Genomic DNA, 14,805 nt, shown 5'->3' with positions numbered 1-14,805 from the left:
AGCTGTCAGGGAAGCACCGCCGGCGGGCAACTCCGGCGAATCATCTGTGAGCCCAGCCGACGTGGCAACGGCCCTCGCCCAACTGGAAACCATCGCGGTGAAGGGACGTGCCCCCAAGACCGGCTACAGCCGCGAGGAATTCGGCCCCGCCTGGGCCGACGTCGACCGGAACGGCTGCGACACCCGAAACGACATCCTCGCCAGGGACCTCGACGGTGAGACGTTCAAACCCGGCACACAGAACTGCGTCGTTGCCACCGGTACCCTGTCCGATAAGTACACTGGCACAACCATCAACTTTGTCCGCGGCAATACCACCAGCTCCGCCGTCCAGATCGACCACGTCATCGCCCTCAGCGACGCCTGGCAGAAGGGCGCCCAGCAGCTCAGCGCCGAACAGCGCAGGCAGCTGGCCAACGATCCCCTGAACCTCATGGCTGCCGACGGGCCTGCCAACAGCGCCAAGGGCGACAAGGATGCGGCCACCTGGCTCCCGCCAAACAAGGCGTTCCGGTGCGAATACGTCGCCCGCCAGACCGCTGTGAAGGCCAACTACAGCCTGTGGGTCACTCAGGCCGAGCACGACGCGATAGCAGGTATCCTGACAGCCTGCAGTTAGACGGCCCCGGGACGCGAACGAGAGATCAGTCCTTGAACAGGCCCGCGAGGTCCTCGGCCGTGATAGACCCGCTGGACAAGGCGTCGCCTTCCATGACGTCCGCGAACAGCTGTGACTTCCGGGCCTTCAATGCCATGACCTTTTCCTCGATCGTGTCCTTGGCGACGAGCCGGTAGACCATCACGTTCCGCGCCTGCCCGATCCGGTGCGTCCGGTCCACGGCCTGCGCCTCGGACGCGGGGTTCCACCAGGGATCCAGCAGGAACACGTAGTCGGCCTCGGTCAGGTTCAGGCCAAAACCGCCGGCCTTCAGCGAGATCAGGAACACCGGAGCGCTGCCGTTCTTGAATTCGTTGACCACGTCGGTGCGGTTGCGGGTGCCGCCGTCGAGGTAGCAGAACTCGATCTTCTCCTCCACAAGACGCTCGCGGACCTTGCCCAGGAAGCCGGTGAACTGGCTGAAGATCAGCGCCCGGTGGCCCTCCGCAACCAGATCCTCCAGCTGCTCAAACAGCACGTCGAGCTTCGAAGAGCGGACGCCGGACAGCGACGGGTCCACCAGCGACGCGTCCAGGCTGAGCTGGCGCAGCAGGGTCAGGGACTGGAAGATGGTGAAGCGGTTCTTGTTCACGTCCTCGATCAGGCCCAGGATCTTTTGCCGTTCGCGCTGCAGGTGCGTCTGGTAGACCTTCTGGTGGCGCGGGTTCAGCACCACCTCCAGGATCTGCTCCTGCTTGGGCGGCAGGTCCTGGATGACCTGGTCCTTGGTGCGGCGCATCATCAGCGGACGGACCCGTCGGCGGAGCTTGTCCAGCTGCCCCTTGTCGCCGTTTTTTTCCACAGGCTTCTGGTAGTACTCGGCGAACCGCTTGGGGCTGGAGAACAGGCCCGGCGCCACGATGGACGTCAGCGCCCAGAACTCCATGAGGTTGTTTTCCAGGGGCGTGCCGGTGATCGCCAGCTTGAACGCCGCGGGCAGCTTCCGGGCGCACTGGTAGGCCTTGGACTGGTGGTTCTTCACGAACTGGGCCTCGTCGAGCACCAGCCCGGCCCAGGTCTTGGAGGCGTAGGAATCGTAGTCGATCCGGAACAGCGCGTAGGACGTGATCACGATGTCCGCGCCGGCGAGTTCAACGGCCGCGTCCTGGCTGTTTTTGGCGAACGTTTCGCTCACGATACGAACCGTGAGGCCGGGAGCGAAGCGTGCGGCTTCCGCCGCCCAGTTACCCACGACGCTGGTGGGGGCCACCACCAAAAAGGGAGTCCCGCCGTCGGGCGCTGGAATTGGCGCCCCGACAGAATCAGCACCCTCAGACACAGACGCAGCCTGCTCCTTCGCGGCGCACATCAGGGCGAGTGCCTGCACGGTCTTGCCAAGACCCATGTCGTCCGCGAGGATCCCACCCAGGCTGTGCCGGTACAGGAAGCTGAGCCAGTTGAAGCCTTCCAGCTGGTACGGCCGCAGCTCCGCATTCAGCGAGGGAGGCAGCGGCAGCCCGTTGATCCCGCCTTCGAGCAGACCGCCCACGGCCTCACGCCAGGCAGCGGCCTGCTCATCCACGATGCCAAGCTGCGCGAGCTCGTCCCAGAGCCCGGCCTGGAAGCGGCTGATCTGCAGCGGGGCGTCCTTGTTGTCCTGCAGCGAGCGTGCTTCCTCAATGAGGGCGCGCAACTGGTGCAGTTCCGGGAGGTCCAGCGAGAAGTAGGCGCCGCTGGGCAGGAGCATTTTGGTCTGGCCCGCCGCCAGAGCGGAGAACACGGCCGCGAACGACACCGGCTGGCCCTCGAGTGAAATCTGGATGCCAAGGTCGAACCAGTCGCGCTGTTCCGTGGCCTTGGTGGAGATGGAAACCACCGGGGCTTCCTCGGCCTCGCGGTAGTCGGCGATGTCCCCGGCAGTATCCACTGAAACGTCCGGCGTGTTCCGGAGCTCGGGGAGGACGTCCTCGGTGAACGCCAGCGTGTCCAAGCCGCTGAGTTCGGCAGACGCGGACAGGCGCGGCGTGCCCCAGCCGCCGGACGCCGATTCGCCCAGGGCCGGAACAACGTTCCACGGCTGGCCGATGCCCTCCAGGATGCGGGCCTCGGCGGTGTCGTCACGGTAGCCGTGGTCGCCGGGGTGCCGCCACAGCGGTTGGGCCGTGACCAGGTTCCCGGACTTGTAGTGCCATTCCCAGTGCAACCTGACCCGGTGGTCCGCGCCATAGTTGGCCAGCAGGGAGAGGGTGGGGAGGGCCAGGGCGGGCAGCGCCACCGACTCGTCCGTCGCAGTGACCCGGGCGGCCTGCTTGAGCTTCGGGTAGAAGCCGGTGAGGAAACGCGTCTCGTCCTTCGCCGGAATGTGCAGGGTGCTGCCGGCCGTCACGAACGTCAGCAGTTCCTCGCTCAGCCCGTTTTCCAGCGGGGCCAGCGTGATCACGTTGTCCGCTGAAACACCTGGCAATGCCTCCCCGCCGGTGGTCAGGAAGACGCCGTGCGCGGGGCGGCCAATGGTCCCCACCGACGCCGGATCAACGCCTTCCCCCTCAACGGTGATGGTGGGCGCAAGCTCCAGCCCGCCGTCGTCGGCTGCTTCATTTTGGGACTGCCCCGCCGCAGGTTCGTGGCCGTACCGGCTCAAATTAAGCCCGACGGCGGCGGGGGACTCCGCGAGCCGCACCGGCTCAGTGCCGCGGCTGTGAACCAGCGCGAGGCCGATCTTTCTGGCGTCGGCGAGCAGGCTCCACATGTTCTTCCCGGCGAACGTGTTCAGGCCCAGCCACAGCGCGGAGGAGTTGTGAACCCGGTTGGCGGCGGCGGTGTGTGCGGCCAGGAATGCCTGCATCCACTCGATGTGGGCCTCGTTGCATTCGCGGCGGAAGTTCAGGTAGCTCAGGGTGTTCCAGGAGACGTCGCCGCGGATCCACTTGCCCTTGGCGCCCATGATCACGGGCCGGGCCTTAAGCTGGCGCACGCTCCGGAGCGGATCGCGGCGGCCTGTGTAGGAGAAGTGCGGCGCCGGTTCCTCGATCTCGAACTGGAGGGCCAGCGGGATGCCGCTGATGGACTGGGTGATGCCAGGCTGGGAGATGAGCGGGCTCAGGGCCTGCTCCCAGTCGGCCAGGTCCAGGCTGACGGACTGGCGGGAAAGCCGGGAAACTTCAGCGGGGGCCAGGAGCTGGACGCGGATGGCCGGGTTGTCCTCGGCGGCGAACAGCAGCGCGGCGACGTGCTTGCAGTCCTTGCGGACAGGGCAGCTGCACACGCCCACGGTGCAGCTCCAACCGCCCGATTTCCGGACCAGCTTGGCCGTGGTGGAGTACGGGACGTCGGCGCCTCCCCGGACCTTGCCCAGCATCAGCCCGGTGGCGGCGTCGAACGACATTCCGGAAACCCGGCTGCCCATGGCATACGCCAATCCGGCCGCGAGGGAGCGGTCGTTAATGGCGGGGGTCTGTATTGCCAGTGCCGCACTCTCGTCCGGTTGGGATGGCATGGTGCGCGCTACTTTCAGCTGGCCACGGGGGTGCCGTGTCCGATCGGAGGTTATCTGCTTCATCTTAGTTCGCCCGGCGGGAGCCTGAAACTTCGCCTGACGTTCACTTCCGCCTCAACACACCGGCGCCCCCGCCGACGTAGCGTGAAAGTGTCCTGAGCAGCACCGAAGCATTCAGCAGTGAGGAATCCCATGACCATGAGCCAGAACCCTGTCGTCCTGACCAAGGCCAGCATCGATGCAGGCAGCGAGGAGGTCGTAGACGCCAACGTGTACGTGGTGAACGCCATGTACGGGAAACTGCTAGACGCCGGCGAGATCGCGCCCGCGGCGCTCGGCAGCTACTACGGGGACTTCTACGTCACGCAGTCCCTGGAGGGCGGTTTCGCCCAGTACGTGTTCACCGCGGACCGCGACGAGGTGGACCCGCTCATCCGCGAGGGCCTCGCCGGCATGGGCGCCACCGCCCACCTGGAGCTGTTCAACCGGACCGTTGCGGCGTTTGATGCCCTATCCGAGGAAGACGAAGAGCGCTACCTCGACGGGGACCTGGACGCCGAGGAAGAGTCCACCGACGCCGTGCGCACCATCGAAGAGCTCGACGGCGAGTTCGAGGAACTGTTCGAAACTGAAAACATCACCGCCCTCAACGCCGCCTGGCTCCTGCGCCAGGAGGGCCTGCTGGTGCTCGACGACGAGGAGCTTGACGCGTACATCGAGCGTCAGGTTGCGCTCATCCCCAACCTCGAGGAGCGCCAGGCGGCGGCCGACGAGGAAGCGCTGGAGGACGCCCCGGATTTTGAGGTCATCATCCGCGAACTCTGCGACATCGCCGGCTACACGCTGCAGAAGATCACCATGGGCGACCCCAACTACATGCACGACGGCGAGAAGACGCTGGCCTGGCACTTCACCACGGACCACGGCGACTTCATCATGGTGGAGGATGACGAAGAGGCGTTCATGATCAACCCGGAGACCAAGGAAATCGTCGCCGCCGTTGAGTTCGAGGAAGCGGACGACGACGAGATGATCGACGCGTAGGAGCCCCACCACAGTCCCGGGCCGGGAAGAATTTTTGGAGGCGCCGTAACTTTCCCGGTCCGGCCAGCGATGTAGGGGGTGAAGGGTTCCTCACGGAGCCGGATCTGAATTGTTCTCTAGGTTTTGGAGTGTCATATGTCGTTGTTCACTGTTCTCGCCACCAGCAAAATCGCCGCCGGAGTTCTCGCCGCGGGCACCCTGGCCGTCGGTGGAACCGGCGTTGCGGCCGTTTCCGGTGCCCTTCCGTCCGACGCGCAGCAGACCGCCCACGAACTGCTCGGCGCCCCGGCCCCGAAGCTGGCCGCTGACGCCACCGAGTCCGCCTCCGCAAACGCCTCAGGCGATGCAGCAGTGACCGGCGAAGCAACAGTCTCCGGCGATGAGGTCGCAGCCGGGGCCAACGCCTCCGCCGCCGCCGACACCGCAGTGGACGCCGCTGGTGCCGCAGCCTTTGGCCTCTGCACCGCCTTCACACACGGTGGACTGAACGCATCCTCCGAAGGCTTCTCCTCGCTGGTCATCGCCGCCGAGGGCGAAGGCAACGTTGACGCCTTCTGCGCCGATGTTGTTGCGAAGGGTGCCGGTTCCGCTGACGCCGACGCTTCCGGCGAGGGTTCCGTCGCCGTAAAGGCTGAGCGCCCCGAACTGCCCGCAGTGCCTGCAGTCCCCGCCGTGCCGGCAGTTCCGGGTGTCGACGGCGTGACTGCCGTTCCCGCCGTTCCTGCTGTTCCGGCCGTGCCGGGCCACGTTGTAGGCGCTCCCGCCGTTTCGAACCGCTAGGACCTGCTCAGCTAGTGTGGACTGCGGGAACCCGCTCCGGACGGCCCGGATTCCCGCAGTCCACTTGGCAACAAGATCGCTGACCGACAGCAGCCGACCGATAGCAGCGGAGCACACCGCGCCGAATACCGGGATGAGCGAGTCCGCTGCCCGGGATGGAGGAGCCACTGGTGCTGGACACTTTGGCCGAAGTAGACATAGATACATTTGCAGACACTGCCGGTGCTGATCCGGCTGTGCTCTTCGGCGCTGTCTATCGAACCTTTGCCGGCGCGGTCCAGGGCTACCTCAAGGCCCGCGGCGTGGACGATCCCGAGGCTGTCACCCAGGACGTATTCCTGGCGTTTTTCCCGAAGATTGGTGAGCTGACCGGCGGGCTGCAGGGTGCCAAGGCGTTGGTTTTTTCCATCGCGCACGCCCGGATGGTGGATTACTACCGGCGGGTTGAACGACGGCCCGACTTCACCCCGTACGACCCCCTGCAGGACGGGCGCAGCACGGCATCCGCGGAAGACCACGCGTTAGGCCACAGCGGCGGCGCGACTGACCTGCTGGAAGGCCTCGCCGATGACCACCGCGAGGTCCTGGCACTGCGGGTGGTGGCGGACTTATCCATCGAACAGGTGGCCGGCATCATGGGCAAGTCACAGGGTGCCATCAAGCAGCTCCAACGCAGGGCGCTGCAAAACCTCAAGGACCAGACTCTTAGAAGAAACCAGGCAGATCATGAGTGATACCGCAGGCACACGCAACGGTTCCCGCGACGACGCCTCTGTTGGCCGGCTGCTGCTAGAGGCAGGGTTCGACGACGACGGCGCCCTCCGCCCCGCCCTGCTGGAACTCCGTGCGCTCGCAGGCGAGCAGCCGGTGCCCTCCGCTGCCGTTGCCGCGCTCATGATGCCCGCCGTGACCCGGACTGCTGCCGCGGACGCTCCGGGGGCAACGGGCGAACCCGCCGCGGCAACCGACGAGCTAGCCGCCCGCCGTCGGGCCAAGCGCAGGTTCACCCTCACCACACTGTCCGTTGCCGTCTCGCTGGCGGCCGGCGGCGCCGTTGCCGTTGCCTCCGACCAGGGGATCAGGGATTCCATTGGCCAGGTCAACCATGCAGTCACATCTTTTGTGTCCACCGTTGGCGGCGGGCCTGCCCCCGCGCCGGCGGAAACTCCGGGACCGGTCCAGCCCGGCGTCCCTGCCGTAGGGCCCACCGGGCCGGCTGTCACTGCGCCGGTTCCGGCTGCTCCGGGATCCGTGTCCGGCCAGGCCACGCAGCAGACTCCCGCCCCCTCGGGTTCAGCGCCGTCAGTGCCCCTGCCAGATCCATCCCTGCCGGAAACCGTCGTGCCCGGTGTGCCCGGTGTGCCGGGTGGACCGCTGAACGGCGAGGGGCAGCCCCCGGCCCTGCCTCTGCCGCCTTCGCCTCCAGTCCCGCTGCCCCGCGTCCATCCGTAGGCTGCCCATCCGCAAGCTGCCCATCCGTAAGCGCCGGGACGCTCAGTAGCCTGACGACGCTGTCTGGATCATTTCCCCGGCCGGCGTGGCCAGATTCCAGACGCCGTTGACGCCCTGTCCCAGGATGTCGCCGGGCTTCGCGTCTTTCTGGTAGTAGTACAGCGGCATCCCGTTCAGGGTCACCTGCTTGGCCCCGGCCGGCGTCGTGATGGTCCCAAGCGTGCCGGTGACGCCTTCAGCGGCGGGCTTGGCCGCGGTGGTGAGGAGCGGTGGCCACGCGGTGAGGCACGCTCCGGTGCAGGCGCTCGTGCCGGAGTCCTTCACATCCTTGGTGAAGAAGTACAGGCTCATGCCAGCGGAATCAACCACGATGTTGCCGGCGCTGGAGGACGCTGCCCTGAGGTCGACGGCGGCCGCTGCGGTGGGGGTGCCAGTCGGAGGGGCGGCGGATGTGGCTGCGGGACTCGTGGCCGACGGCGTGGGCGCCCCCGTTGTTGTACTGGTTCCCGGGCTGCCAGCGCAGCCAGAGAGTGCGGCCATGAGGGCCATTGCGGCAAAACCTGTGCGTCGATGCTTTTTCATGTGAACGCTCCTGGACGGGGGCCCGGTGGTGGATCACCGGGGACTAACCGGTACGACGCGCCAGGGTGAAGAATGGTTCAAGAACCAGCTCCCCTGTTTCCGGCGCCGGTTCCCGGGGACCACGGCCAGTGAACCTTTTGCGTACGGGGGACGTCGTATCAGCCGAAATGTACAGTGACGGGACGGGAACCAGGGACAGGAGGGGGCGGCATGCCGCTGGATGAGGACGTGGTGGCGGCGATCTACCGCGAACACGGCGCAGCGTTGCGCCGCTTTGTCCTCAGCGCATCGCGTGACCCACAGCTGGCGGAGGACGTGGTTCAGGAGACCGTGCTGCGCGTCTGGCAGCAGACCCCGGACATCACCGGAAGCTTGCGCAGCTACCTGTTCCGGACCGCCCGGAACATCATGATCGACAACTACCGCAAAGCCCAACGGCGCCCGGCCGAAGTGATGGAACGCGACCTCGCTGATCCCTCCCAAGCCGTTGAACGCGTGGATGAACTCCTCAACCGCGTGCTTATGGAGGAGGCGCTGGTCAGGCTCAGCGCCGAACACCGCGATGTCCTTGTTGCACTCCACTACCGCCGTTTCACCGTCAACGAGGCCGCCGTGCAGCTGAACATCCCTAGCGGAACCGTGAAGTCCCGCGCCTACTACGCGGTCAGGGCGCTGCGGATCATCCTGGATGAAATGGGAGTGGAACGGTGACCGATTCTCAGCTGCATCACTTGATGGGCGCCTATGTGCTCGGTGGGCTTGACCCCGCGGATTCGCACCGTTTCGAAGCCCACCTCGAGTCCTGTGCGGATTGCCGGACCGAACTCGCCGAGTTCGAAAGCCTGCCGGCCCTGTTGGACGCGCTGCCGGTCCCGGACGCGGTGGCGCTGACCGCGGGTGCCCGCCCCGGGGTGGCCCCTGAGCCAGCCAGTTCAGTGCCCCTCACGGTCCTCGATGAACTGGCCACCCGCCGTCGCAAATTACGACGGCGGTGGGCGGCGCTGGTGGGCGCCGTCGCCGCCGCGTGCCTCGCCTTGGGCCTGGCCGCGGCGCCGCTGCTCAGCCGGCCGCCGGCGCCGGACGCCAGCTATTCGGTCCAGTCCGGCAATGGCCTGCAGTTCAGCATCGACCTTGCCAAGAAAACATGGGGCACCGAGCTGGCCGTGAACGGCAGCAAACTGCCGCTGGACGGAACCCTCTCGCTCTGGATCCGGGACCGCAACGGCGGCGAGGACCGAGCCTGTGCTTGGACCGCAACGCCCAGCGGGAGGGTAAAGGTTACGGGCGCCACGCCCGTACAGCTGGCCAGCATCGCCAGCCTGGAACTGCGGGATGAAACCCAGCAGGCCGTTGCTACCATCACGGTGCCGTAATCCCCTGGCCAGGATTACTGTGCGTGGAGGGCTCTCACCATCACCAGGCCCAGGCGGGACACGGTCCGCGTCCGGACGCCCTTTCCGGCGGATGTTGCGCTGTTCAGGAAACCTTGGGCGGAGATGAACGGGTCCCATTTGAGCCGGAACGCACCGGTGGTCTGGGACAGGGCAAAGACTGTCTCCGGATCGAGGCGGATGTGGCGTTCGGCGCGTACCTGGGGCATGGCCCCCCCCTAGCCGGGGTGAACTGGTGCCCTACTGGTTCATCTTGGCAAGGCGCGCCCTGACCACCATGTAGATGCCGTAGCAGATCAGTCCGGCGCCCACCGCCGCAAGCAGGTAAACGCCGAAGGGCTGCTCCCGTAGCGCCTTGAGCCCGCCGTCAAGGCCCGTTGATTCCTCCGGGTGCGCGCGCAGGGTGGCGATCGTGATGAGGAGTCCGGTGAGGAACAAGACAGTCCCCTTGGCAACGTACCCTGTCACGCCCAGCACGCTGACGGCGGTGCGGGCCCGGGGATCCGTAGGCATCTTCAGGTGCTTCTCGAAGGACTTCTTGATGCCACGGATGCCATAGATCACCCCGGTGACGGCAATTCCCACCCCCACCAGGACCAGGAGTGCCACACCGCCGGGTGCCTTCATCACGGTCGCGGTGAAGTCGCTCACGGACTTCTGGTTGTCACCGCCGGAACCAGTTCCCATGGCAAAGGAGACAAGCGTCAGGGCCAAGCCGGCGTACACGACGGCCTGTGCTGCTGCCTGGGCCTTCTTGCCAGCCTTTTTCTTCGTCGGCAGTCCGTTGTAGTCGAAGATGGCATCGCTGGTCTGCCACAGTGCAAGGGCGGCGCAGGCGGCAAAGCTTGCCCAGAGTAGGAACGGCCCGGCGGGCTGGCTGGCGAGCTCTGACACGGCGCCGCTGAAGTCGGCGCTTCCGCCGCCGCCCATGGCGAGTCGGATGGCGATGAGGCCTACCAGGAAGTGCAGGACACCGCTGGCTGCGAACCCTGCCCGCGCGAACAGTTCCAACGTGCGTGAATTTGTGACATCCTCCGCCGCATCGGCGGCCTGCCTGAGTTCTCTTTTGATGGCGGTTCCTTCTGCCGGCGCCGCAGAGGCGCATATTTGTGTGCCCCCTGCACAAGCCCAATCGTGCCACGCTTGGCGACCCGCGAACAGTCCCGATCCGCGCGCCCAGTTCCGTCCCGGACCTGGTGAGGGGTGGGTGCTCCTGCTATGGGTAGTGATCCCCATCGCGGGAGACTTATTGCCGTGCAACGATATATCCAGCGATTGATCTAACTCTTATAACTCTCCGGGGGAGCCACTATGACTTTTTAGGCGCGGACGTCAGTCAGCTTCGGGAGCTGGCGAAGGCTGTTGACAAGGCGGTGGCGCTGCTCAGCAGCCGGGCCAGCTCCCTGCAGGGCCAGATCCAGTCCGCGCCGTGGAAGGGCGCCGATGATGAGCTGTTCCGGCAGGACTGGTCGGGCAACCACCGCCCCAGCCTGGAGCGGGCGGCAGCGGCTGAGGCCCACCGCCAGGAGCTGAAGCAAGGGCGTGGATGACATGCTCAAGGCCAGCCCGGAAGAGCAGGCCAGGTGGTGGGCCGGCCTCTCCGAGGAGGACCGGAAGTGCCTGATCGAAGGCGAAGACGAGAACGGCCCGTTCGCCGATGACCTCATGCGGATGGACGGCGGCATTCCCCAGTCCGCCCAGGACCAGGCCAGCGACCACCTCCGTGAACTCGCCAAGACAGAAACTCCCGTCTACACGGAGAGTGGCAAGGCCTCCCTTGACGCTGTCGAATACTCGCCGGAGAACGCGGCCGTGATCGACAGCTACATGCGCAACGTGGCGTTGGGAGACTCGGTTGCCGCCGGCCAGGACGCCGCCAAGCTCTACGAGGCAGGCTCCGCCACCGTCCAGGCGAACCACGTGGTGACAGCGTCCAACGAGTTCGGCATTGACCTCAAGGCCGGCGAGGTGGAGGTCAAAACCGAGAACAAGGCAACCACCAACGTGTCCACGTACTAAAAGGTCCCGAACGACACCAAGCTCGAGAAGCTCTGACGTCCCATGCCGGATCCGCACGTGCAAACCAGCCCAGCCAAGACTTACCGCTAAGGAGCAACCATGTCAGTGCATATCGAGTCCCCGCTGGGATTCACGGCAGACTTCCCCGAGCACACCCAGGTGCTGGAGGACTCGGCCGCCGGGCCGAACACCGAGCAATATGGCCTGCTGGGCGGCGTCCTGCTGACGGTCATCAAGGACGACACCTCCGTGACCGGGGCCGCGCAGGCCAACGGCTGGGCACACCTGATGTCAGGCTTCTACCTTGAAGACCGCGCCAGGACCGTCCTCACCGAAGGCGAACTGAACATTCCCGGCAAGTCCTCGTACGCCGTCGTGGTTGGGTCCACGGATCCGGCGGGCGAGGCTAGGGTCGCGGCCACCGTGGGCGTCTGCCCGGAGATCGAGCCGCGGCTGGGGATGCTCACGGAGATCGTCGCTTCCACCAGCGTGAGCTGACACCGGTTCCGGCGCTCAGCGCCGGCGGTAGCAGAGGTCGAAGATCAGCCGGCCGGCCTCGTGGGCCTTCGCCTCGAAACTGGTGCGGATCCGGCCTTCGAAGCGGGGGGCCCAGCCGCCCGCTTCGTCCACGCCCTCGTTGGGGCCGGTGTGTGCGGTGCTTACAGGCGCCCGGCCCTCGCGGACGGGCGCTCCGCCCACTATGGTTTCGACGCCGGATTGCCACACCTGGGTGAGCGGGCTTTCCGGTCCATGGCGCTCGCCGGTGTGGAGGTTTTCGAAGTCCGGCGAGTCCGCAAGGACGTCGCGGACGTGGACGGCGTAGTTGGACCAGTCCGTGGCGACCCGCCACAGGCCGTCCTTGGTGAGTGCCCGTGCTGCCAGTTCGGCAAACTCCGGCTGGATGAGTCGGCGCTTGTGGTGCCGTGACTTGTGCCAGGGGTCGGGGAAAAACACCCACAGTTCGCTTACGGAACCGGCCGGCAGCATGGTGGCGAGGACCTCGGGCGCGTTGGCTTCCACCACCCGGACGTTGTTCAGCCCGCGGCTGTTGATCTTGATGATGGTGTTGGCCAGGCCCGGCGTATAGACCTCCACGGCCAGGAAGTCCGTGCCCGGGTTCTCCTCGGCCGCGTGGCAGATGGCATCGCCCAGTCCGGACCCGATTTCCACGATGAGCGGTGCCTTGCGGCCGAACTCGGCCTCGGCGTCGAACGTGTAATCCGGGTGGACCGAGGTGTTGGCGACGTGCCGGGGCACGTCCAGCGCCCACCGGTCCGCGTGCTCTTCCCACGCCGTCTGGCGGCGTCCCTGGAGACGGGTACCGCGGCGCACGAAGCTCACGGGCCTGCCGCCGTAAGTGCCGAAAGACGCCTGCGTTCCGGGCGTCACCGGGCGCGGTACATGCGGAGGCTGGGGGGATTCTGGGGATTCACTCATCCCTTCCAGAATACCCGGGAGCGCGCCGGCGGCCTGGGCCCAGCCCGCGTGCCTAGCACCCTAGGCGTTGGAAGGTCAGAACGGTTGCCCGGCTACTTCAGAAAGCATCACGGAACCTACGGCAGGATCATGAAATCCCCGTTCCTGAGCACGAGCAGCAGACCCACCGCAACCTCGGCCGCCGATATCCACAAAGCAGCCACGCCCGCCCGCCAGCCGGTGGATCGGCGCGCGAATACGCGGAGTGAAACGACGCCGAGCGTCACTGCCAGCAGGGTAAATATCACCGGGTAACTCCACAGCACCCACGGAGCAGACACATCCAGTCTCCCCGCGCCGTCAGAAGGGCCGGAGTAGAGTACTGCCACACGGCTGAGCGGACCGGTCAAAAAAATGCTGGCGGGCGCAACCAAGCTGAAGACGAGGCTGGCTGTGCCTTCGCCGCTGCCGTGGGCTTTTGCCGCGGCCGGGCCGGGCGCAACGGACGGATCCTGCAATGGTGCGAGGCTCATGGTTTCTCCAGAATGTTGTGGCTGGACACTGCGTGTGTTCCCAAAGTAAGTTCGCCTCAGCCGGGCCGCCAGCCCTTTTCCGGCCTATGTGGATAACACTCCGTGTACTTAGCGTGGGCGGGTGAGCACAGGCCAAGACAACGTGGTGACAGAATGGTCCCCGTGACCCGTGCTGACAACGTTGACGTGCCTGGACTGCTGGTCGACGCCGAAATCGACGACATCCCCCCAGCAGCCCCTACGCGCCTTCCGGGCCAGTCGGGAGGCGGTCCGGAAAGCCCCCAGAGCAGCCGCCGTGCCCTGGCATACTTGGGCCTCTGCCTGGTGCTTATCGGGCTGAACCTCCGCACGGTTTTCTCCAGTTTCGCGGCGGTTCTTCCGGAGATCACCTCCGACGCCGGCCTGCCGGGCTGGGCCGTCGTGGTGCTCACCACCGTGCCCGTGACGCTCCTGGGCGTCTTCGCACCGCTGGCCCCTGTCCTGGCCCGTCGGTTCGGCGCCGAACGCGTCCTGCTTGGTGCCATGGCAGTACTCACGGCAGGGCTGCTGCTGCGGCCCGCGGACATCGGCGGCCTGGTGCCCGGTGCCGGCCATCTGCCTACCTTGCTGGCGGGAACTGCTGCCTGCGGTGCCGCCATCGCCTTGTGCAACGTCCTACTTCCGGGGCTGGTGAAGCGTGATTTCCCGCACCGGTTGGGCCTCATGGGCGGGCTGTACACCACGGCCATCTGCGCGTCGGCCGCCCTCGGAGCCGGCTTTACCTACCCGGTCTTCACGGCGACGGGGGAGTGGACCTCGGCGCTGTGGTTCTGGGCGGTTCCTGCCGCCGTCGTACTTTTGCTGTTCCTGCCGGTGGCGCTGCGCCAGCACCCTGTCCGGCACCAGGACGGCCACCTCGGCATCAATGTGTGGCGTTCGGCGGTGGCGTGGCAGGTGACTATCTTCATGGTGCTGCAGGCCATGATGTCCTTCAGCGTCTTTGCATGGCTGGCGCCGATCCTGCGCGAACGCGGCGTGGACGGCGGAACGGCCGGACTGATGGTTTCGCTTTCGATCGTGCTCCAGATGCTGGGCTCGCTGTTTGCCCCGGCGCTGGCGGCGGGATTCCGTGACCAGCGCGCCATCGCTGTGGTGGTGGCGCTGATGACCGGCGGCGGGTTTTCTCTGAGCATCTTCGGACCCCTGGAACTCATCTGGGCGTGGACCGGGCTGCTGGGACTGGGGCAGGGAAGCCTCACCGCGGTGGCCCTGACCATGATCATGCTGCGGACCCGCGACGGGCACACCGCCGCGCACCTGTCCGGGATGATGCAGGGCGTGGGCTACGGGCTGGGTTCCACCGGCACGCTGATGGTGGGCCAGCTGCACCAGGCCACGGGATCGTTCACCGCAGCCGGGGTGCTGTTCCTGGTGGTCGGTTCGCTGGCCGCGGTGTTCGGCTACCGAGCGGGCCGGAACCGCTACATCGGCGACTCCACCCAGCCGCGCCGATAA

General features: G+C 66.5%; 16 protein-coding genes and 1 pseudogene. 10 read left to right on the top strand and 7 right to left on the bottom strand.

Annotation, left to right across the window (positions count from 1 at the left end; all coding sequences use genetic code 11):
• The first annotated feature begins 46 nt into the window (after window positions 1–46).
• Complete coding sequence (locus ACQCS0_RS19115; RefSeq protein WP_354155115.1) at window positions 47–619, top strand: HNH endonuclease family protein; 573 nt, start codon at window positions 47–49, stop codon at window positions 617–619.
• A gap of 25 nt (window positions 620–644) precedes the next feature.
• Here the strand turns inward: ACQCS0_RS19115 and ACQCS0_RS19110 are convergent, their stop codons facing one another.
• Window positions 645–4,094 (bottom strand): DEAD/DEAH box helicase, encoded by a 3,450-nt coding sequence (locus ACQCS0_RS19110; protein WP_354155114.1) that lies wholly within the window; start codon window positions 4,092–4,094, stop codon window positions 645–647.
• 192 nt (window positions 4,095–4,286) lie between these two features.
• Here ACQCS0_RS19110 and ACQCS0_RS19105 point away from each other — a divergent pair, with 192 nt between their 5' ends.
• From ACQCS0_RS19105 to ACQCS0_RS19090, 4 genes are all read left to right on the top strand, one after another.
• Window positions 4,287–5,138, top strand: coding sequence for a DMP19 family protein (locus tag ACQCS0_RS19105; protein WP_354155113.1), 852 nt, complete (start codon window positions 4,287–4,289; stop codon window positions 5,136–5,138).
• 135 nt (window positions 5,139–5,273) lie between these two features.
• Window positions 5,274–5,918: a protein tyrosine phosphatase gene (locus ACQCS0_RS19100; RefSeq protein ID WP_354155112.1), complete on the top strand. Its 645-nt coding sequence runs from the start codon at window positions 5,274–5,276 to the stop codon at window positions 5,916–5,918.
• Between the two features lie 155 nt (window positions 5,919–6,073).
• On the top strand, window positions 6,074–6,652 hold the full coding sequence (locus tag ACQCS0_RS19095; protein ID WP_354155111.1) for a sigma-70 family RNA polymerase sigma factor: 579 nt from the start codon (window positions 6,074–6,076) through the stop codon (window positions 6,650–6,652).
• A complete protein-coding gene (locus ACQCS0_RS19090) occupies window positions 6,645–7,370 on the top strand; it encodes a hypothetical protein (protein ID WP_354155110.1) in 726 nt (241 codons plus the stop codon). Before ACQCS0_RS19095 ends, ACQCS0_RS19090 begins: the two co-directional genes overlap by 8 nt.
• Before the next feature lie 42 nt (window positions 7,371–7,412).
• Here ACQCS0_RS19090 and ACQCS0_RS19085 read toward each other — a convergent pair whose 3' ends face one another.
• A complete protein-coding gene (locus ACQCS0_RS19085) occupies window positions 7,413–7,952 on the bottom strand; it encodes a hypothetical protein (protein ID WP_354155109.1) in 540 nt (179 codons plus the stop codon).
• Window positions 7,953–8,162: 210 nt separating this feature from the next.
• On the opposite strand from ACQCS0_RS19085, the gene ACQCS0_RS19080 reads away from it, so the two are divergent.
• Together ACQCS0_RS19080 and ACQCS0_RS19075 are read left to right on the top strand one after the other, a co-directional pair.
• Window positions 8,163–8,663 carry a sigma-70 family RNA polymerase sigma factor gene (locus tag ACQCS0_RS19080; protein ID WP_354155108.1) on the top strand — a complete coding sequence of 167 codons (501 nt, stop codon included), beginning with the start codon at window positions 8,163–8,165 and terminating at the stop codon, window positions 8,661–8,663.
• Window positions 8,660–9,325, top strand: a complete 666-nt coding sequence (locus tag ACQCS0_RS19075) for a zf-HC2 domain-containing protein (RefSeq protein WP_354155107.1) — start codon at window positions 8,660–8,662, stop codon at window positions 9,323–9,325. Before ACQCS0_RS19080 ends, ACQCS0_RS19075 begins: the two co-directional genes overlap by 4 nt.
• 35 nt (window positions 9,326–9,360) lie before the next feature.
• On the opposite strand, the pseudogene ACQCS0_RS19070 reads toward ACQCS0_RS19075, so the two are convergent.
• The 3 genes and pseudogenes from ACQCS0_RS19070 to ACQCS0_RS19060 all read right to left on the bottom strand — a co-directional run.
• Window positions 9,361–9,552 (bottom strand): annotated as a pseudogene (locus ACQCS0_RS19070) (SRPBCC family protein); the annotation flags it as partial.
• Window positions 9,553–9,583: 31 nt separating this feature from the next.
• Window positions 9,584–10,450, bottom strand: coding sequence for a DUF1206 domain-containing protein (locus ACQCS0_RS19065; RefSeq protein ID WP_354155185.1), 867 nt, complete (start codon window positions 10,448–10,450; stop codon window positions 9,584–9,586).
• Window positions 10,451–10,662: 212 nt separating this feature from the next.
• Entirely contained in the window at window positions 10,663–10,896 is a 234-nt protein-coding gene (locus ACQCS0_RS19060; RefSeq protein WP_426939964.1) for a hypothetical protein, read from the bottom strand.
• On the opposite strand from ACQCS0_RS19060, the gene ACQCS0_RS19055 reads away from it, so the two are divergent.
• Window positions 10,886–11,362: a hypothetical protein gene (locus ACQCS0_RS19055; protein WP_354155105.1), complete on the top strand. Its 477-nt coding sequence runs from the start codon at window positions 10,886–10,888 to the stop codon at window positions 11,360–11,362. The two genes, ACQCS0_RS19060 and ACQCS0_RS19055, sit on opposite strands and share 11 nt — an antisense overlap.
• 99 nt (window positions 11,363–11,461) lie before the next feature.
• A complete protein-coding gene (locus tag ACQCS0_RS19050; protein WP_354155104.1) occupies window positions 11,462–11,860 on the top strand; it encodes a hypothetical protein in 399 nt (132 codons plus the stop codon).
• Between the two features lie 15 nt (window positions 11,861–11,875).
• Here ACQCS0_RS19050 and trmB read toward each other — a convergent pair whose 3' ends face one another.
• Both trmB and ACQCS0_RS19040 read right to left on the bottom strand, forming a co-directional pair.
• Window positions 11,876–12,799: a tRNA (guanosine(46)-N7)-methyltransferase TrmB gene (gene trmB, locus ACQCS0_RS19045; protein WP_354155103.1), complete on the bottom strand. Its 924-nt coding sequence runs from the start codon at window positions 12,797–12,799 to the stop codon at window positions 11,876–11,878.
• A gap of 116 nt (window positions 12,800–12,915) precedes the next feature.
• A complete protein-coding gene (locus ACQCS0_RS19040; protein WP_354223724.1) occupies window positions 12,916–13,311 on the bottom strand; it encodes a hypothetical protein in 396 nt (131 codons plus the stop codon).
• Between the two features lie 153 nt (window positions 13,312–13,464).
• Here ACQCS0_RS19040 and ACQCS0_RS19035 point away from each other — a divergent pair, with 153 nt between their 5' ends.
• On the top strand, window positions 13,465–14,805 hold the full coding sequence (locus tag ACQCS0_RS19035) for an MFS transporter (protein WP_426938936.1): 1,341 nt from the start codon (window positions 13,465–13,467) through the stop codon (window positions 14,803–14,805).

The organism is Pseudarthrobacter sp. S6 (assembly GCF_050156575.1).
Classification (GTDB): Bacteria; Actinomycetota; Actinomycetes; order Actinomycetales; family Micrococcaceae; genus Arthrobacter.
Note: the sequence above shows the minus strand (reverse complement) of the source record. Positions and strands in the feature narration are given on the sequence as shown.

Coding starts and splice junctions, on each gene's coding strand:
- ACQCS0_RS19110 (WP_354155114.1), bottom strand. CDS start 4,094: ATGCCATCCCAACCGGACGAGAGTGCGGCACTGGCAATACAGACCCCC.
- ACQCS0_RS19105 (WP_354155113.1), top strand. CDS start 4,287: ATGACCATGAGCCAGAACCCTGTCGTCCTGACCAAGGCCAGCATCGAT.
- ACQCS0_RS19100 (WP_354155112.1), top strand. CDS start 5,274: ATGTCGTTGTTCACTGTTCTCGCCACCAGCAAAATCGCCGCCGGAGTT.
- ACQCS0_RS19095 (WP_354155111.1), top strand. CDS start 6,074: ATGGAGGAGCCACTGGTGCTGGACACTTTGGCCGAAGTAGACATAGAT.
- ACQCS0_RS19090 (WP_354155110.1), top strand. CDS start 6,645: ATGAGTGATACCGCAGGCACACGCAACGGTTCCCGCGACGACGCCTCT.
- ACQCS0_RS19085 (WP_354155109.1), bottom strand. CDS start 7,952: ATGAAAAAGCATCGACGCACAGGTTTTGCCGCAATGGCCCTCATGGCC.
- ACQCS0_RS19080 (WP_354155108.1), top strand. CDS start 8,163: ATGCCGCTGGATGAGGACGTGGTGGCGGCGATCTACCGCGAACACGGC.
- ACQCS0_RS19060 (WP_426939964.1), bottom strand. CDS start 10,896: ATGTCATCCACGCCCTTGCTTCAGCTCCTGGCGGTGGGCCTCAGCCGC.
- ACQCS0_RS19050 (WP_354155104.1), top strand. CDS start 11,462: ATGTCAGTGCATATCGAGTCCCCGCTGGGATTCACGGCAGACTTCCCC.
- trmB (WP_354155103.1), bottom strand. CDS start 12,799: ATGAGTGAATCCCCAGAATCCCCCCAGCCTCCGCATGTACCGCGCCCG.
- ACQCS0_RS19040 (WP_354223724.1), bottom strand. CDS start 13,311: ATGAGCCTCGCACCATTGCAGGATCCGTCCGTTGCGCCCGGCCCGGCC.
- ACQCS0_RS19035 (WP_426938936.1), top strand. CDS start 13,465: ATGGTCCCCGTGACCCGTGCTGACAACGTTGACGTGCCTGGACTGCTG.